Annotated in this window: 1 protein-coding gene and 1 pseudogene; both read right to left on the reverse strand. The window is 64.0% G+C overall.

The genetic code is table 11. From position 1 onward, the window contains the following. Window positions 1–186, reverse strand: a pseudogene (locus IEX25_RS20270) (Abi family protein); the annotation flags it as partial. A gap of 131 nt (window positions 187–317) precedes the next feature. Then, the coding region (locus tag IEX25_RS19765) for an ATPase, T2SS/T4P/T4SS family (protein WP_188717427.1) at window positions 318–1,176 on the reverse strand (859 nt) is incomplete at its 5' end.

A 1,176-nucleotide genomic window follows, 5' to 3' on the forward strand; every position in this document is an offset into this window, starting at 1 on the left:
GCGCTTGCTGCGGGTCTGACCAGGAGGGGGAGGCAACTCGAACGGCAGCCAATAGGCGCTCAGTCGATAGTAGCCGACGGTCTCAAGCCACGTCTCCGCCTCGGAGGTATTTCTTACCAGCATGCCACGCTGCCGAAGAAGCGCAACCTGATCACCTGTAAGAGTGGGGAGCTTTCCGAATTCCAAGAAGACGACGTCCGGATATAAGTAACCCCCCGGTATTGAGCTCGGCCTTTCGGCCGGTCGCCTGGGGGGTGTTGTTGAAATGAAGATGGCGATTTGCGNTTCCGCTCTCCAGTTGCCGCTTGGGGGATACGTCAGGCGCTCTCCCCGTCGAGCCCCGGAAACCAGGTCTCCAGGATGCCCCGTCCGGTGCCGACCCGGCCAGTCTGCACGACGACATCGACGGACTGGAGAACATAGTCACGGATCTCCGACAGCGTCAGCGGCATGCCTGCGCGCATCACCAGGAAGGCCAGCCGGTTGACGGCCCTGCGCGCGCTTGTGGCGTGGATGGTGGTGACGCTGCCCTCATGACCCGTGTTGATGGCCTCGAGAAAGGTGACCGCCTCGGTCCCCCGGAGTTCGCCCAGGATGATCCGGTCGGGGCGCAGGCGCAGGGTCATCTCCAGGAGCTTGTCGGCGGAGCGTGCCGAGCTCTCCAGCCGTTCGGCAATCAGGCTGATTGTATTCTCCTGGGCTGGAAGCAGTTCCGTCGCATCCTCGATCAAGGCCAGGCGATGCTCATCTTCCACCATCCACAGGAGGCGCCGCGCCAGCTCGGTCTTGCCCGATGAGGTGCCCCCGGAGATCACGAGGTTCATGCGGGACTGGACGCATGCTCGCAGAAACACATCGGGATCTTCGACTTTGGTTGCCAGTTCACAGATGGCGCGCAGCTGTTGGAGCCGTTCCGCCTCGAGCGACACGGTCTGGTCCCGCAAGAACGGGAAGTGACGGGGTGCATCGCCGGCCGCCCTGCGGCGGAACACCCGGATCGAGATCACTGAGCCGCCTGCGGAGGCGGGCGGGATAATGGCCTGGCAGCGCAGGGCGGCTCCCGCAACCTCAATGGTGGTCGAGATCGCGGGCTGGCTGTCGGTCAGCGTCAGACGCTGCTTGTTGGCGATCAGACCCGCCAGATCCCTGACCTCGACTGGCGGGAGGATGATCCCG

Source organism: Paracoccus acridae (assembly GCF_014642735.1).
GTDB lineage: Bacteria > Pseudomonadota > Alphaproteobacteria > Rhodobacterales > Rhodobacteraceae > Paracoccus > Paracoccus acridae.